This is a genomic window from Lysinibacillus sp. NPDC093688, from assembly GCF_050280145.1.
Lineage (GTDB): Bacteria > Bacillota > Bacilli > Bacillales_A > Planococcaceae > Lysinibacillus > Lysinibacillus xylanilyticus_B.
Genome location: NZ_JBNNUX010000006.1, coordinates 1 through 15933 on the forward strand (window position 1 = coordinate 1; position 15933 = coordinate 15933).

Consider the following 15933-nt stretch of genomic DNA (forward strand, 5'->3'; position numbering starts at 1 on the left):
ACGCCCCCAGGAAGCTCTGCTCTGCGCGAAAGCGAAGCGTCAGCGGCAAATGTTTTATCTGTGCGAAAGCGAAGCGTCAGCAACAAAGCGCCCAGCCGGAACGGAAATCAACCACACGTTTTGGTGATGAACCATAAAAAAGGATTAAGCACTGTTAACGAATGGCTTAATCCCTTCTTCTGTAATCATTTCGTAAAGCCAAATGATCCCCATGGCTGAATATGTGCTAATAAGAATTGTTCTTCTTCTACAACTCTTGCCACAACATTTGTTGACCCGGCATTCGGTATTTCCTTTAAAACAATTTGTAGCTCACCTTTATAACGAACATCTAAATTATTATCGATTGTCACGTCCCCCAATGTTAATGGGTGGCTATCATGTACAGGGAAGTCACCATTTTTATATTTAACACGGGATTGTGTACTACGGATCACATACTCTGAAACATCGCCACGATTAAAATGTGGCTCCTTATAAAGGATTGCTTCTTCTAAAATTGACGTTTCAACAGACTGTTCAACCTTCAGCTCTAGCTTATGGCGATTTAATTGGCCTAATTCACGTAATTCTTCCTCAGACGCATACATATTGCCGATAATACAATCATCTATTAAACCAGTGTGCCATAAATCCTTAGCCTGCACAGTAATTGGCAGATGACGATGCTCTTCTAATGTTGGTAAGCCATGCTCGGTTTCTTCCCAAGGTCCAAACTTAGCATGCTGAGATGAAATCATTGCTGCTGTTCGAATATGATTCGCTTTAAATTGTTGAGATGTTTGTAAAAAATGTTGACGTGATAGACCTGTGAAACGTCTCGGATAAAAATTATGACAACCAATAATATTATCTTTATTCGGTTGATAGGATAATATATTGTCTACATATTTAGTACCGTTACTAATATTTAACTCTATTTTTAAATTGCTTGCATCGAGGGACATAAACGCTTCTTCCTGGCCTGAAAAACCCATATCTAAGCGCAATGCCGCTAAATGATAATGCTCTTTAAAGTACCCAATATCTTTATACGTTAAGCCTAAATCTTCAAAAACAGCTGGTGCAATATCAGCTGAAATTTCAAAGCCAAGCTGCTGCGCAAATTTGTTTATCTGCTGTAATTTTTGTCGCTTCTGATCGTTATTTAACGACATAAGGCATGTAAATATTCGATCAAAACCATTATCATGAGCGAGCTGAACATACCGCTTCATATCTTCTAGTGTACTATGCTGAGGATATAGTGAAATCCCTAATCTTCTCAATTGCAAATACCTCCATTAGTTTCACAATTACACTTCTACTTTTTGATTTTCTAATTCTGTAACTTGCTGTTCGTTATGAGACTCTGATTCTGCGGCTCGCTGTTCATTCTGTTTTGCGATACGGTTTGCCATCGAAATAAACGGTAAATAAATACACACTGCGACGATCAGTAAAACAAGACTAAGTACAGCACCTTGCCAAGATTGAGTCGCTAAGAATCCATTAATAATTGGTGGCGTTGTCCATGGTGGTGAAACTGTAGCTGCCGGCACAAAGCCCCACTTTGTTGCAAAGAAAGCAATTGTTACGTTAATCATTGGTGTCAAAATAAACGGTACAAATAACACTGGATTTAACACAATTGGAAGACCGAAAAGTAATGGTTCATTAATATTGAAAAGACCTGGTGCTGCCGACAATTTTCCAACGGTATTATATTGTTTATTCTTTCTAGCGATAATGAAAATAGCAATAATAAGTGCTATTGTCGTACCCGAACCACCCATATTGATGAAGGCATCGAAGAATGGTTTATTGACGATGTATGGTGCTACTTCCCCAGATGAAATTGCTTTTACATTCGCTTCAATTGCTGGTAAATTTATTGTTTGCATAAATGGTTCGATAATGTTAGCGCCGTGAACACCTAATGTCCATAAAAACGTAGGAATGAATGCTAAAGCTAAAGCCGCAACCCATGTATTCGTTAAGCCCATAAACGGCTCTTGAATCGCTGAGTAGAATGAACCGACAATATCAGGAATATCAAAGCCTGCCGAAATAATTGTACGAACTAAAGCAAATAAACCAATTGTAATAATAGCAGGTAATAATGCAGCGAATGATTTTGAAACAGCTGGCGGTACACCATTCGGCATTTTTATTAGTAGCTTAGGATTGCCAGACAATCTACAAAATACTTCAGTTGACAGCAAAGCAACAATAATGGCTATAAACAAACCACCTGTACCTGTTGTTAATCCTGTTAATCCACCTTCAGCAAAGGTACCAAATGTCATATAACTGGAAAGGCTGATGACACCGGCTGAAAGTCCATCCTTGTCGTAGCTTTTTGCAAGATTGTAAGCAATTGTAAAGGCTAGTAATAGCGAGAGAATTCCAAACGTTGCTCCCCAAATATTGCCGCCCCACTGTGTCCAAGTTTCATGCTTCCAAATAGCATCAAGTGCATTTTGATAAAATTTGATAGGCAAATTATTAACAAGTACCGCAAGTGATCCAACAATTGTCAATGGCATGATTGTAATAAAACCATCTCGTATGGCAACTAAATGACGCTGACTCCCTACCCTAGCTGCAACTGGCACAAATTTTTCTTCTAAAAAACGGAACATTTCACACACTCCCTTTACTTTTTATTGTGACATCAAAACTTGATGCTACTCCCCTTTGATTCGTTCATACAACTCAATCATTTCAGATGCTAGATCACGAAACGTAATGGCATTCATTAAATGATCCTGCGCATGAATTAACAGCATCGACACTTCTACTTTTTCTCCCCTTGCCTCTTGTGAAAGTAAAGCCGTTTGAGAATGATGCGCTTCAATCAATGAATCATTGGCTAGCTGTATTTTTCCCTTTGCTTCCTGAATCTGCCCCTTTTTTGCTAGCTGGATCGCCTCCATACACTCACTTTTCGTATTACCACTATGCACAATCAATCCCATAATGGATTCCATCAAAACTGTTTCTTCCATTGTCGTAGCCCCCTTAACCAATCAACTTTAACGCCTGCTTTAAAACATTTTCGCCATTCATCATGCCGTAATCCATCATGTTAATGACATCAATCGGAAAATTTTCCTTGTATTTTGTTTCAAATGTTCCTTTTAAGTAACGGACTTGCGGACCCAGTAGCAGCACGTCCGCCATTTTAGTAGCTAATATTTTGTCGACCTCACTTTCAGCAATCGCATAAATATCCGCCTCAATATTTTGTTCTTGTGCTGCTTTTTGCATTTTCGACACTAGCAAACTAGTACTCATTCCAGCTACACACACTAGCATAATGTTTTTCATCTAAACACTCCTTTTCGTGATTTAAGTTCGTCTTTCTAGCGATTATATTTATCAATTATGCCTCGGCATAATTGCGTCCGGAATCGTCTTTGTGCTAGCACAAAGAACTCCTTTCCGATGCCGTGACATCCGCCGGAGGCTTGGGCCAACATGACGTTGGTCACTCAGTCGTTGCCACAGGACGTGGCGTTCTTAGACTGAGTTCCTCTACTTCAGCGAATGTTTGGACATTTGCTGAAAGACGTATGAAATCGCTTTCTTAAGTTGAGAATAGCACCTATTGGTATATACCACAATATCCTTTTTACACTATTTTCTTCCTTAAGAAATGGTTTTGAAAATTGGGCTATATCGTTGTTACAGACTACTAAAAGGATTCATTTAAGTGGTATAGTCCAGAAAAAAGTTTAAAAAAATTTAAATTTTCAGAACTAACTGATCGATAGTTATTCATTCATGAACGCTTTTCTTAAAAGTATTCATAAAATGCTGGTTTATTAGAGGGTAATGCAAGCTGCCATCGACCAATCATGTCTTCAGTCAAATGTTTATTTGCATACAAAACCGCATCCTTTACAGAAAAATAGCCAACCATCATCGCTGAAAAAAGATTAATTGGTAATGTTAACATATGCATTTCTGGGATAGAATTAGTCTCAATTATCGAGACATCCCCACTTTTATTTATTTGATATACGTGTTCATTCCAACTACAAAACGCATCTTCAATTTGAATATATAACGGTTCCTGAATATCGCCCCACGGATAAAGTTGCATAAACCTCAAAGCGTCAACGATCCTTACCATCACATCTTGAACGACTTCTTTTTTAAACTGTGGTTCATTAAAATAAAAGCCAAATTGATGGTTGTTAGAAGTAACCCCCTTGATGTTACTTACACTCGCCGCATGCGACGTTATAAAACGCCAAATCGCTTGTTCTGCAAGTAAATCCTCAGCTAGAAAATCATGAATCTCAAACGTCCCATCCTTAATAGTATAACGAATATAACCTGCAATTTTATCATCCTTAAAATATGCCGCAAAATGACTATCAGGCATCCTTCGTTCTATTCTTTTCCACCACGCGTCATCTCGTAGCATACTTCCATTATTGAAAAGAGCCTGTGCATTATGAAAATCCTTAATCGCCTGAAAAAGATCGCGCTCTGGCCATTCAAAGCTCATACGTTTTACGACGTCCAATTGCTTTCCGAAAGAAGGAAACATCGATTGCGGAATCGTGTAATATAGCTTCTCAAAAAATAATTCCCATCCAAAATAACGATAAAAGGATACAGAAAATGGTGCTAATACAGAAATGCTTTGCCCATTCTCGCGCATTTTCTTTAGTGCCTCCGTCATAAGCTTTTTGATAATACCTTGCTGCCGATACTCAGGATAGGTTGCAACAAAGCCAATTCCGCCCATATCATAATTTTCACCATGGATTGTCATATTAAGTGGCAATATTAATAGCTGTCCAACTACTTTATGTTCATCGTAAGCACCCAATGTTGTGCTATGCTCAACCCAATAGTGAAAATCATCCCGTCGCGCACCAGTATACTTATTAGGAAAACAATAATCTCTTAATTGATGTACCTGTAAATAATCTTTTGGTGGGATTATTTTTATTTCCATAGAAAAAATCGCCCCTTCTAACACTGAATATTCTTACAATTAAAGAAAAACTTAAAAACTACCTTGAATCTTTATAGTTTGCCCCTGAGATACAACAATGCCTTTTATTTTTAGCATTCTTCTCCAATTTCTTTAGACACAATTACTTCTGTTACTGTTTGAAAAAGCTTCTCAGCATCTGGCCCATCTGCTGAAATTTCTACAATGCTTCCGGGCGCTACTCCTTGTGCCATAACACCCATAATTGATTTTAAATTGACCGATTTCTCTTTATAGGTTAACTGTACGTCACACTCAAATGGTGTGACTGCAGTTACAAGTAAAGCTGCGGGTCTAGCATGTAGTCCCTCCGGCGCTGTTATTTTATATATTTTCTTCATAGATATCCCTCCGCTTGTCATTTAAAGTTAATTCGATGTTGATAATAGGCAATCATAGCTTCATTATGAGACGAATCCGAGTCAACATTATTACTTTTAAATACTGGTAATACTTCGTCAGATTTGGCCATGATCTCAATGACTTCACTGAATAATGTATTTAAAATAATTGAACCAATAACTGTAGAGGATGGGGCATACTGTATGTCATTGTGATACAGTAAACCATCTCCTATTGGTATATGCGTATTAACCACTATATCTACTACTTCCTCTAAGCGCTTGCCACTTTGATGACGGGTCCTTTGTTCGCAATAAGCAAGAGATTGCAAAGACATGACAAGTACTCCTGCTTCTTTCGCTAAAAATGCTACATCTATAGGTGCTTGATTTCTCCCGGATGTCGAAATAACAATGCAAACATCATTTTCATGAAAATCAAAATGATCTTTATACTGTTCAATGATCGTCGGGTCCTTTTCGTTTTTTGATGATGTCATTGCTCCTGCATGTAATGTTAAAGGTTCAATAATTATAGGACGTACAGGTACAAGCCCTCCCGCGCGATAAAATGTGTCCTGTGCTAAAAGGTGCGAATGGCCACAACCAAATAATTGGACAATTCCTCCGCGTTGAAGCCTTTGTACAATAAATTGTGCGGCTTCTTTTATTTGGGCATATTCTTGCTCCTTGACGAACTGCATTATCTTTTGAATTTCTCGAAAATATGCATCCATAAGATCACCTTTTTATTTCACTAATGAATTTGTATCGATCAGCTCGATAAGTACTTCGCACAAGCTCAAACGGAATTCCATCAGATAAATAACTTGTACGTTTAATAATTAACACCGGTGCAGTATGATTTATTTGCAAAAATTTACTATCTTCTTTTAGAACAATAGCCGCCTCCATTTGCTGAATAGCGTTTCCAATTTTTTGATGGAATTTTGCTTCAATTAACGCATATAATGACCCCATTATTTTCTTTTCATCTAATTCAGGATATATTTTTACTGGAATATATGTTCTTTCGATGGCCATTGGCTTGGAATCTGCACTACGAATTCGTACAACGTAGAATACCTCTTCGCTCGGCTCTAACATTAAATCTCTAGCAATATCAACTGGTGGAACGATTTTCTCAAAGCGTAAAACTTTACTGCTTGGTTCCATCCCTCTAGCCCGCATATCCTCTGTGAAACTTGTTAATCCTTTTAGCGGCTGTTCTAATTTTGGATTAGCGACATACGTACCTCTCCCTTTTTCACGATACAGCAATCCGCTATTGACTAAATTTGTGATGGATTGACGCACAGTCATTCTACTAACATCAAACTGCGTAGAAAGCTCTCGCTCAGAAGGTATATTTTCACCAATTTTGTATTCTTCTAAATAAATACGTTGTTTAATGATCTCTTCTATTTGTATATAAATAGGTATATGAGAATTTTTATCTAACAAATCTTGTACCATCCTTATCGCCTCTTTACTTTCATTTCTCAAATACAACTTTACCCCGACAAATAGTTTTTTGTACATTTAAATTTTCATCTAGTAATACAAAATCTGCATCATAGCCTTCTGCAATACGACCTTTCGTTGCAAGTTGTAATTGCTTAGCAGCATTCGTAGAGGACATTGCGACAATTTCCTGCAATGAGCAATTGGTGATTGCTTTCATATTTTTTACTGCTTGCTCCATCGTTAGCACACTACCAGCTAAAGCCCCATTAGATAAATGGGCGCCATCCTTAGAAACATGAACGGTTTGACCACCTAAATCATAATCACCGTGATGTAAGCCTTTTGCCCGCATCGCATCGGTAATTAGGATAATGCCCTTCGCTCCTTTTATACGATACGCTAGCTTAACAGCTTGAGGATGGCTATGCACGAAATCTGCGATAATTTCAGTCTTTACTAGATCATCTAAAAGCACTGCACCAACGACACCTGGATTACGATGATGGAAAGGGCGCATTTGGTTATATAAATGTGTAGCCTGCCTTACTCCCAATGCTACTGCCCTATTCACCTCCTCAATTGATGCGTCAGAATGGCCAATGGAAGCAATAACATTTAACTCCTTTAACGATTCAATAAACGGAAAGCCTCCCTCTACCTCAGGGGCAATTGTGACTTGTTTAATACGTTGCTTACTTATTTTCTGCCAGGATGCAAATTGCTCCGTAAACGGTAAAATAATGTATTCTATTGGCTGTGCGCCTGCCCGTTTTTTTGATACATATGGCCCCTCTACATGTATACCTAATAAGCTTGCCTCATCCTCATTATTTTCAAATCGACCAACAGTTGCTAAAGCGCTTTCAATTGCTTCTATAGATTGTGTCATTGTAGTAGCAAGGAAGCCTGTAACGCCTTCCTGTACTAAAGAGCGTGCCATTTGATGTAGTGCTAATTGCGAAGCATCCATCACATCATGCCCGGCAGAGCCATGTATGTGCATATCTATATAGCCAGGTAACAGAAACCAATTTTTATCTTTGCCATCTATATAGTGCTCAGCCTTATCAGATAAGTTATTACTTATTTTGATAATCTTATCATTATTAATGTATAGGTCGCCTTTAAACGGTGCTTCATCATGATTGACGATCGTAACATTGGAAATTAAAAGCGTATTCTTCAATAGATCACCCCCTAATCATATTCGAGGAGCATTGCTGAAGTTAACAAGCTATCACTTAATTCGGTATAGTTGTCTATACCAATTATATGCCATTCCCCCAAGAATAAAAAGTGTTTTTTGTATTTTCTAAATTTTTAACCATATTACCATCACGTGGGGTTGATTTCCGTTCCAACTGGGCGCTTTCCTGGGGGCGTCCGATGAGCCGCTTCACTCGCTTCGCTCGCTCCAGGGTCTCATCTGTGACGCTGATCCCCAAGGAGTCGCCCAGCCTCCACTGCAATCAACTTATTCACAAAGCATACGTTTTTAAAAGTTTCATTTTCTTTCATCATCGGAGATGAGAACGTAGTAATTATCATTCAATTTCTTTGTTCTTTCTTCGCAATTATATTCACGCTTTATTCATCTCCTGTTAAAGGACTTCTTTTATCAAAAATCGATTGTACAAATTGCTCTTTATACGATGTATATTCATCTATCCCTTGTAAATTGCTGTTAAGGAAATTTAATTTTAACTTTTCATACTGTCTTTTGATTGATTCATTTTCATTTAAATAATCTCTAAAAAACAATAAATCACACCATTTTTCTCCTTGATAATTTACTAAGTGTACAAAATGTGTTTTGATTTCGAATGTATCGTCTGTAAATTTTGCAAATACAATTTCTGCTGGTCTTTCTACACGTAATCTATAAAAACCAGCTTTTTTCATTGCTTTTAAAAATGAATCTGAAATATTATTGATATCTTCAACACCCATTAAGATATCAATAATTGGTTTTGCCTGAATTCCCTCAATCGATGTACTACCAATATGTTGAATACGATCAAATTGGATATTCGTATGTTCTATAATCTCGGAATGAGTTCGCATAAATTCATTTTTCCATTCACTATCATATGGTACGATTTTCACTTCATTCTTTTTTAAGCCAAGGATCATCGCCAGTCCTCCTCTATGATTTTTTAGTTCTACTTCTAGCAGTTGTTTTTTGAATAACACTAAAAAAAGGAGCTATTTAAAATGCTCCTTTTTTGCTTAATAACTATGTATGACGAATCCCGATTGTGCCGTTATGCCAAGAAACATTCGTTTTGAACCCGCATTCGCAGGGGGGTGCCCGCTTTGCAGCTTTAAACGTCCCGCTCCGCATGGGGCTTGTTTGCGACTACAAAATGAAGGCTCCCGATTCTATAGTGTTCGGTCAAAACTGTTAAGTAGAGCTAGCAATTAGACAAACACATCAGGATTCGTATTACAGTTATAATAACACTATATTTCTGATAATTCAAACTATTTTCTTTAAAAAAATCTAAATTCTTGCGAAAACGCAAAAAATACCTAGATTCCCAACAGTTTTTGCTAGGAAATCCAGGTATTTTGAAGTACAAATTATTTTCTGAACGGTTTGATCGCTAAGCTTAACTCGCTTAATTGATCAGGAGACACTTCACTAGGTGCGTTTGTCATTAAGCAACTAGCACTTGCCGTTTTCGGGAATGCAATTGTGTCACGTAAGTTAGTGCGGCCAGCAAGTAACATAACGAAGCGGTCAAGACCAAATGCAAGACCTCCATGTGGTGGTACACCGTATTCAAATGCTTCTAATAAGTAGCCAAATTGAGCTCTTGCTTCTTCTTCTGTGAAACCAAGTAAATTAAACATTTTTTCTTGTAATTCACGTTCATAAATACGTAATGAACCTCCACCAAGCTCATAGCCGTTTAAAACGATATCATATGCTTGTGCTCGGACAGCTGAAGGATCAGTATCCATTAACTGGATATCTTCATCAAATGGACGTGTGAATGGGTGATGCGCTGCATAGTAACGACCATCTTCCTCAGAGTACTCAAACAATGGCCAATCTGTAATCCATAGGAATGCAAATTCTGATTCATCTATTAAGCCTAATTCTTGACCTAATTTTGTACGAAGTGCACCTAGAGATGCTGCTACAACAGGCGCTTTATCAGCTACAAATACTAAAATATCGCCCACTTCCGCTTTCATACGTTCGATTAAAGCAGCTGCTAATGCTTCGTCAAAGAATTTTGCAATCGGTCCGTTTAAGCCCTCTTCCGTTACTTTTAACCAAGCAAGACCTTTTGCTCCGTAAATACCAACAAATTTCGTTAGCTCGTCCATGTCTTTACGAGAGTATTTATCTGCCGCACCTTTAATGTTGATACTCTTTACTTGCTTGCCTTGTGCCACTGTATCAGCAAATACCTTGAAATCACAGCCATCAAAAATGTCATTTAAATCAACAAGCTCTAAACCAAAACGTACGTCTGGTTTATCAGAACCGTAACGATCCATTGCTTCTTGATATTTCATACGTTGGAACGGAGCAGGGATATCAATGCCTTTTACATCTTTCATAACTGCTTGGATTAAGCGTTCGTTCATTTCTATAATTTCTTCTTGCGTTAAAAAGCTTGTTTCAATGTCAACTTGTGTAAACTCTGGTTGACGGTCAGCACGTAAATCTTCATCACGGAAGCAACGTGCGATTTGGAAGTATTTTTCAAAACCAGATACCATTAATAATTGCTTAAATAGCTGTGGTGATTGTGGTAATGCATAAAATTCACCTTCATGAACACGTGATGGTACTAAATAGTCACGAGCTCCTTCTGGAGATGATTTTGTTAAAATTGGTGTCTCTACTTCTAAGAAGCCTTCGTTTTGTAAGAAGTTTCGAATTGTACGAGTAACGTCAGAACGCATTTTGAAAGTATCAAACATAACAGGACGACGCAGGTCAAGATAACGATATTTTAAACGTAGATCTTCAGAAACGTCTGTGCGATCTTCAATTTGGAATGGTGTTGTTTTTGCTGTATTAATGACGATTAATTTTGTTGCTTCTACCTCAATTTTACCGTTCGGTACATTTGGGTTGATTTGGTCTTCTGAACGAAGGATAACTGTTCCTTCTATTTCAATTACATATTCACTACGTACTTTATCAGCTAAAGCATGTGCTTCTGCTTCATCAGGGCTAAATACTACCTGTGTAATTCCAGTACGGTCACGTAAATCAATGAAAATTAAACCACCTAGGTCGCGGCGACGTTGTACCCAACCCTTTAATACGACTTTTTCGCCTTGTAATGCTTCTGAAAGCTCGTTACTAGCATGTGTTCTTGTTGCCATTTATTTAATTCCTCCAAAATTTATTTGGCTCATCACCATAACTTTTGATGATGGACCGTTTATTTTACTTATGTAGCATACATTTCCTACTAAGTAGTGAATTGATGCCATAGAAAATTAGATATCCGTTCATTGTTAGATGAAATATCTGTCCAAAATAACGTAGATATTTGAATCATTTGGACAGACAATCTTGTATCGAAATATAAACGATATATGTTTAAACAGCTTGTGTTCGTTTATTGTTTTAATAAGTAGTTCACTAATTCTGAGAACGCTACTTTTTGTTGTTCTCCTAATTCCATATGTTTAACAGTAGCTACTTGCTCTTCAAGCTCTGTTTCACCTAAAACAATCGTATATTTTGCACCTAAACGGTCAGCAGATTTCATTTGAGCTTTCATTTTGCGATCTAGATAATCCATCTCCGTAGAAATGCCCTTTGCACGGAAGGTACTTGTTAACTCTACCGCTTTTAACTTCGCTTCATCGCCCATAGCGATCATATAGACATCAAGTCCTGATGCTGTATCCAACTCAACACCCTCAGCTTCTAGCGCAAGCAATAAACGTTCAATACTTAATGCGAAACCGATACCTGGTACTTCTGGTCCACCGATTTCTTGTACAAGGCCATTGTAGCGCCCCCCACCACAAAGTGTAGTAATTGCCCCAAAGCCAGAAGCTGTTGACATAATTTCAAAAGTCGTATGATTGTAATAATCAAGACCTCTTACAAGATTTGGATCGACCTCATACGAAATTCCTAGTGTATCTAAATACGTTTTAACTTGAGCGAAATATGCTGCTGACTCCTCTGTTAGGAAATCGGTTAATGCAGGTGCAGATGCCATTAACGGGTTCTCACGGTCTACCTTACAGTCCAAAATACGCAGTGGATTTTTTTGCAAACGATTTTGGCAATCTGAACAAAACTCATGAATATGTGGTTCGAAGTGTCGTAGCAGTGCTGTACGGTGCGCATCACGTGTTTCTTTATCACCAAGAGAATTAATGACTAATTTTAAATCCTTTAAACCAGCTGATTCATAGACATCCATTGCTAGCGCGATTACTTCCGCATCAATAGCTGGGTCCGCTGAACCAATGGCTTCTACTCCAAATTGAACAAATTGACGGTAGCGCCCTGCTTGTTGACGTTCATAACGGAACATTGGTCCTAAATATGAAAGCTTCACTGGTTGATCAGGTGCACCAAACATTTTATGTTCAACATAAGCACGAACTACACCAGCTGTATTCTCCGGACGTAATGTTAACGAACGGCCACCGCGATCTTCAAATGTATACATTTCCTTTTGAACAACATCTGTTGTTTCACCGACACCACGTGCAAATAAATCAGTTTGCTCAAAAATTGGTGTACGAATTTCATTGTAGCGATAGACACGACAGATATCACGGATAACTGCTTCTATCTTTTGCCATTTTTCAGATTGGCCAGGTAAAATATCTTGCGTCCCTCGTGGCACTTTAAAACTCATATAAATACCTCCTTTATAAATTGCTTATGAGCAAGCTGTCTTCTGGACTTCTATCATTTCAAGTATGGATTCCTTAAAATTTGTCCAATAAAAAAGCCCTCGTCTCCTTGCGTAATGCAAGGGACGAGAGCTGTACAAGCTTCCGCGGTTCCACCCTAGTTGACGCATCAAATACATGCGTCCTCCTCCTGATCGGATAACGGCCGATTCCGTTTTTTCCTACTAAGTATTACTTTTCAGAAAAAAGCCTCTCAAGTGTTATTCACGTTATACATTTTTGTAGGAAAGATTTCAGCCTAGGTCTTTCCCTCTCTTCTCCAATAGAGGTATACGCTACTTGCTTGGTCATAAGCGGTTAATCATTTTTTGATTACCCTTTATGTTAGTCACAACAAAAGGCAATGTCAACTGTTTTTGTTTTTTTTACATTACAATCGTTAAAATAACAATTTCCGTTACCTTTTTCCCACGAATTCTATTACAAAAGCATGGTAAAATAGAACAAGAATAGGAGGAATCTGATGAGGACAAAACTAATACATAATCTAATCATCTTCGTACTAGTGCTAACGTTTACGTTTCCAAGTCACACTGTTCAAAGAGCACTAGCCGACTCCAGTGATTTAAAAGTAACTGGAACGATTCTTCATTTACGTGAGGGACCGGGACTGTCTTATCCAATCATTACGACATTAGATGAGGGTGACCCATTAACCTCTATTAGTCGTGAGGGCGATTGGATACAAGTAAAAGCAGGCAATTACGAAGGTTGGGTAGCATCCTGGCTAACAGCTTCGATAAACGATAAACAAACGGCTGATCAAACGTTGATTTCACAAGTCGATCGTCTAAATATTCGTACTGAGCCTGACATATCTTCAGCAGTTCTTGGACAATTATCAATAGGCGACCAAGCTAATCTTATTGAAAAAAATGGCGAATGGGCGAAAATAGATTGGAACGGACTAGTTGGTTGGGTATCCACTGACTATGTTACGATCAATGATTTACCTGAAAAAAAGGCAAAGGCTGAGGCCGATGAACCTAAAGTTGAAGTATCCACAAAAAAAGTCAACAAAGATACAACATTTACAGTTTTAGTGGATGCACTTAATGTGCGCCAACAGCCAGACTTAAATACTAGCAAAGTAGGAACTGTTTCAAATGGACAAGCCTTTAAGGTGCTCGCTCAAGAGCATAACTGGGTACAAATTCAATATAACGATAATAAAGCAGGTTGGGTTTATAGCTTTTATGGTACTTTTTCAAATATAGAAAAAAAGGCATCCAAATCTTCTTCTGCTTCCTCTGAGCTGGAAACTGTCACAATCATTTATAATGGGACAAACTTACGGACAGATGCATCAACAGTTGCTGATGTCGTTGAACGTGTAGATGCTGGTGAAACCTACCCTATTGTAGGCGCTAAAAATGATTTTTATGAAATACAAATAGATGACAAAACTGCTTTTGTGGCAAACTGGGTCGTTACGACTTCTTCGTCAAGCAAAGCTGTTACTGCGACTAAGAAGGAAAAATCGAAACCACGCAAGAAAGGCACTTTAAATGGGTTAACGATTATCGTAGATGCTGGACATGGTGGGAATGATCACGGTACTACCGGACAACGCGGAACAAATGAAAAGGAAATTACATTGAAAACGGCATCCCTTCTTGCTTCAAAGTTGAGTGCTGCTGGAGCAAATGTTGTCATGTCCAGAGAGTCAGATGAATATGTTGCGCTTCGTAAACGCGTTGCAATTGCACACCAATATGAGGCAGATGCCTTTATCAGTATTCATTATGATGCAACAGACGATAGCTCCGTTAATGGTTTCACCTCATATTATATGAACAGTAATCAACAAGGTCTTGCAGAGGCAATAAATAATGGACTCTCAAATAAGATCGATCTAAAGAATCGTGGTACCCAACAAGGAAATTATTTAGTTCTACGAGAAAATCGTCAAAAAGCTGTCCTTATTGAGTTGGGCTACTTAAGTAATGTTAGTGAGGAACGTGCTATTACAACCGCTAAATTCCGGGAACAAGCTACTCTTGGCATCTACCAAGGCGTTTTAAATTACTTTGACGAAAATCAATAAAGTGAAACTTGAATCATTGAGGACTTTCTTCATCCCCAATGACGCATCGCTTTCGATACAAATAAATTACTGCCCGTTAGGCAAAATAAATAAGCTGCAAAGGAAAGTAGAGTTAATATTCCTTTGCAGCTTATTTTTGATTATCAAACATTTATGACGTTTTCTTTTTAGAAGTGTATATAAGCGATGAACTGAAATCGGCCTCTGTATTGTAAACAACATTGTTTTTAACAAACAGTTCAACTTTATATCAGATTTCAGTACTCACTGTCTACTAGTTACACACTTAAACAAAAAGGGCCTCCAACTCATATTCCATGAGTATAGAGACCTTTATGCGCTTATTTTTTCTTTGTTGCCAACGTAACCCACACAATTTCTTTCATACGAATGAACAGCGGCATACGACTAATCTCTACAACGATATCGTCAGGTAATACAGAGATTAATTTTCCTTGTTGGATATTTTCCTCTGTTTGCACTACTATTGCCTGATCAATCATCATGTTTAGCGTTTCGTATAAATATGGATTTGATATACTTCCTCCCTGAGTCACCATTCACACACTTCCTTCCTACAAAACTAACCATACTATTAAATGTATGAATGAATTATAGGAAATGTACCATTTATTTAGACTCAAGAAGTATCGTAATTGGGCCATCATTTGTAAGTGCAACGTCCATCATTGCACCAAATATTCCTGTTTCCACATGTAAACCGTGTTCGCGTAAGGTATTATTAAAAGCCTCCCATAACGGTTCCGCAACTTCTGGCCTTGCTGCATTTGTAAAACTTGGACGATTCCCCTTTTTTGCGTCCCCATACAATGTAAATTGTGAGACGGACAGAATAGCCCCTCCATGCTCTAAAATGGAATGATTCATTTTTCCATCAATATCTTCCCAAAGGCGGAGATTAGCTACTTTTTTTGCTAAATATTCAACATTCTCCTGCGTGTCCTCGTGTGTAATGCCCACTAGAAGAACATAGCCACTATCAATAGCTCCCGTTACTTTTCCGTCAACCGTAACAGAGGCTGCTTTACTACGTTGTAAAACTACTTTCATTCTTTAAAAACCTCAATTCCTCATTGTAAGCACCGGAAGTATGATATTCAGTACATAACAAAGTTGCTACTGCCCAACCATTCATTTAGTAAAGA

Annotated in this window: 16 protein-coding genes, 1 other RNA gene and 1 other annotated feature; of the genes, 2 read left to right on the plus strand and 15 right to left on the minus strand. The window is 38.1% G+C overall.

Annotated features, from left to right (window positions below; all coding sequences use genetic code 11):
- Nucleotides 1-185 precede the first annotated feature (185 nt).
- From ACQKN2_RS06955 to ACQKN2_RS06970, 4 genes are read right to left on the minus strand one after another with little or no spacing between them, the layout of a single operon-like run.
- The gene (locus ACQKN2_RS06955; RefSeq protein WP_427414333.1) at nt 186-1268 is read right to left on the minus strand and encodes a DUF871 domain-containing protein; all 1083 of its coding nucleotides are present in this window, start codon (nt 1266-1268) and stop codon (nt 186-188) included.
- Between the two features lie 27 nt (nt 1269-1295).
- Complete coding sequence (locus tag ACQKN2_RS06960; protein WP_427414334.1) at nt 1296-2624, minus strand: PTS sugar transporter subunit IIC; 1329 nt, start codon at nt 2622-2624, stop codon at nt 1296-1298.
- A gap of 45 nt (nt 2625-2669) precedes the next feature.
- Complete coding sequence (locus ACQKN2_RS06965) at nt 2670-2990, minus strand: PTS lactose/cellobiose transporter subunit IIA (RefSeq protein ID WP_323647520.1); 321 nt, start codon at nt 2988-2990, stop codon at nt 2670-2672.
- A 13-nt stretch (nt 2991-3003) separates the two neighbouring features.
- Nucleotides 3004-3312: a PTS sugar transporter subunit IIB gene (locus ACQKN2_RS06970; protein ID WP_323647521.1), complete on the minus strand. Its 309-nt coding sequence runs from the start codon at nt 3310-3312 to the stop codon at nt 3004-3006.
- A gap of 140 nt (nt 3313-3452) precedes the next feature.
- On the opposite strand from ACQKN2_RS06970, the gene ACQKN2_RS06975 reads away from it, so the two are divergent.
- Complete coding sequence (locus ACQKN2_RS06975) at nt 3453-3575, plus strand: hypothetical protein (RefSeq protein ID WP_427414335.1); 123 nt, start codon at nt 3453-3455, stop codon at nt 3573-3575.
- Between the two features lie 206 nt (nt 3576-3781).
- Here ACQKN2_RS06975 and ACQKN2_RS06980 read toward each other — a convergent pair whose 3' ends face one another.
- The 9 genes from ACQKN2_RS06980 to hisS form a co-directional block, all read right to left on the minus strand.
- Entirely contained in the window at nt 3782-4957 is a 1176-nt protein-coding gene (locus ACQKN2_RS06980) for a GNAT family N-acetyltransferase (protein WP_427414336.1), read from the minus strand.
- A gap of 110 nt (nt 4958-5067) precedes the next feature.
- Nucleotides 5068-5337, minus strand: coding sequence for an HPr family phosphocarrier protein (locus tag ACQKN2_RS06985; protein WP_427414337.1), 270 nt, complete (start codon nt 5335-5337; stop codon nt 5068-5070).
- 17 nt (nt 5338-5354) lie between these two features.
- A complete protein-coding gene (locus ACQKN2_RS06990) occupies nt 5355-6074 on the minus strand; it encodes a sugar isomerase domain-containing protein (RefSeq protein ID WP_427414338.1) in 720 nt (239 codons plus the stop codon).
- A 4-nt stretch (nt 6075-6078) separates the two neighbouring features.
- Entirely contained in the window at nt 6079-6801 is a 723-nt protein-coding gene (locus tag ACQKN2_RS06995) for a GntR family transcriptional regulator (RefSeq protein WP_427414465.1), read from the minus strand.
- A 31-nt stretch (nt 6802-6832) separates the two neighbouring features.
- On the minus strand, nt 6833-7990 hold the full coding sequence (nagA, locus tag ACQKN2_RS07000; RefSeq protein WP_427414339.1) for an N-acetylglucosamine-6-phosphate deacetylase: 1158 nt from the start codon (nt 7988-7990) through the stop codon (nt 6833-6835).
- A gap of 401 nt (nt 7991-8391) precedes the next feature.
- Nucleotides 8392-8937: a GrpB family protein gene (locus ACQKN2_RS07005; RefSeq protein ID WP_427414340.1), complete on the minus strand. Its 546-nt coding sequence runs from the start codon at nt 8935-8937 to the stop codon at nt 8392-8394.
- 112 nt (nt 8938-9049) lie between these two features.
- A non-coding RNA gene (gene ssrS, locus ACQKN2_RS07010) (6S RNA) lies at nt 9050-9248 on the minus strand.
- A 139-nt stretch (nt 9249-9387) separates the two neighbouring features.
- Nucleotides 9388-11157: an aspartate--tRNA ligase gene (aspS, locus tag ACQKN2_RS07015; RefSeq protein WP_427414341.1), complete on the minus strand. Its 1770-nt coding sequence runs from the start codon at nt 11155-11157 to the stop codon at nt 9388-9390.
- Between the two features lie 239 nt (nt 11158-11396).
- The gene (gene hisS, locus ACQKN2_RS07020; RefSeq protein ID WP_427414342.1) at nt 11397-12662 is read right to left on the minus strand and encodes a histidine--tRNA ligase; all 1266 of its coding nucleotides are present in this window, start codon (nt 12660-12662) and stop codon (nt 11397-11399) included.
- A 116-nt stretch (nt 12663-12778) separates the two neighbouring features.
- Nucleotides 12779-13020 (minus strand) — a binding site (T-box leader).
- Nucleotides 13021-13183: 163 nt separating this feature from the next.
- Here hisS and ACQKN2_RS07025 point away from each other — a divergent pair.
- The gene (locus ACQKN2_RS07025; RefSeq protein ID WP_427414343.1) at nt 13184-14767 is read left to right on the plus strand and encodes an SH3 domain-containing protein; all 1584 of its coding nucleotides are present in this window, start codon (nt 13184-13186) and stop codon (nt 14765-14767) included.
- 341 nt (nt 14768-15108) lie between these two features.
- Here the strand turns inward: ACQKN2_RS07025 and ACQKN2_RS07030 are convergent, their stop codons facing one another.
- The gene (locus ACQKN2_RS07030) at nt 15109-15327 is read right to left on the minus strand and encodes a DUF2642 domain-containing protein (RefSeq protein WP_427414344.1); all 219 of its coding nucleotides are present in this window, start codon (nt 15325-15327) and stop codon (nt 15109-15111) included.
- A 70-nt stretch (nt 15328-15397) separates the two neighbouring features.
- On the minus strand, nt 15398-15838 hold the full coding sequence (gene dtd / locus ACQKN2_RS07035; protein ID WP_427414345.1) for a D-aminoacyl-tRNA deacylase: 441 nt from the start codon (nt 15836-15838) through the stop codon (nt 15398-15400).
- Nucleotides 15839-15933 lie beyond the last annotated feature (95 nt).

Bases quoted from the DNA above. Each gene is read 5' to 3' on its own strand.
- ACQKN2_RS06960 (WP_427414334.1), bottom strand. From the start codon at position 2,624: ATGTTCCGTTTTTTAGAAGAAAAATTTGTGCCAGTTGCAGCTAGGGTA.
- ACQKN2_RS06965 (WP_323647520.1), bottom strand. From the start codon at position 2,990: ATGGAAGAAACAGTTTTGATGGAATCCATTATGGGATTGATTGTGCAT.
- ACQKN2_RS06970 (WP_323647521.1), bottom strand. From the start codon at position 3,312: ATGAAAAACATTATGCTAGTGTGTGTAGCTGGAATGAGTACTAGTTTG.
- ACQKN2_RS06980 (WP_427414336.1), bottom strand. From the start codon at position 4,957: ATGGAAATAAAAATAATCCCACCAAAAGATTATTTACAGGTACATCAA.
- ACQKN2_RS06985 (WP_427414337.1), bottom strand. From the start codon at position 5,337: ATGAAGAAAATATATAAAATAACAGCGCCGGAGGGACTACATGCTAGA.
- ACQKN2_RS06990 (WP_427414338.1), bottom strand. From the start codon at position 6,074: ATGGATGCATATTTTCGAGAAATTCAAAAGATAATGCAGTTCGTCAAG.
- ACQKN2_RS07005 (WP_427414340.1), bottom strand. From the start codon at position 8,937: ATGATCCTTGGCTTAAAAAAGAATGAAGTGAAAATCGTACCATATGAT.
- aspS (WP_427414341.1), bottom strand. From the start codon at position 11,157: ATGGCAACAAGAACACATGCTAGTAACGAGCTTTCAGAAGCATTACAA.
- hisS (WP_427414342.1), bottom strand. From the start codon at position 12,662: ATGAGTTTTAAAGTGCCACGAGGGACGCAAGATATTTTACCTGGCCAA.
- ACQKN2_RS07025 (WP_427414343.1), top strand. From the start codon at position 13,184: ATGAGGACAAAACTAATACATAATCTAATCATCTTCGTACTAGTGCTA.
- ACQKN2_RS07030 (WP_427414344.1), bottom strand. From the start codon at position 15,327: ATGGTGACTCAGGGAGGAAGTATATCAAATCCATATTTATACGAAACG.
- dtd (WP_427414345.1), bottom strand. From the start codon at position 15,838: ATGAAAGTAGTTTTACAACGTAGTAAAGCAGCCTCTGTTACGGTTGAC.